Origin of the sequence: Kocuria coralli, assembly GCF_008831305.1 — a bacterium.
In the GTDB taxonomy this organism is placed as follows: Bacteria; Actinomycetota; Actinomycetes; order Actinomycetales; family Micrococcaceae; genus Kocuria; species Kocuria coralli.
The window spans coordinates 1-251 of record NZ_ML708670.1 but is presented as its reverse complement, the minus strand read 5'-3'; the positions used below and the strand labels follow the sequence as shown (position 1 = coordinate 251).

1 pseudogene is annotated in these 251 nt (G+C 38.2%); it reads right to left on the bottom strand.

The window, feature by feature from the left end:
• Nucleotides 1-178: pseudogene (locus FCK90_RS15285) on the bottom strand (Ivanolysin); the annotation flags it as partial.
• Nucleotides 179-251: the final 73 nt, after the last annotated feature.

Here is a 251-nt window from a genome sequence, read left to right as displayed (position 1 = left end):
CATCCGCGTGTTTCTTTTCGATTGGCGTCTTAGGACTTGCAGGCGGAGATGCTGGTGGTGCCATGGATGAAATTGAATTTTCTTTATTGAATGCAGATGCATCCTTTGCTTCAGTTTGTTGCGCAATTGGTAGACTAACTAATATAAGTGTAATAAAAACTAGCATTATTTTTTTCATGGGTTTCACTCTCCTTCTACATTTTTTAACCTAATAATGCCAAATACCGTTTGCCACCCCTCTCTTTTGATAA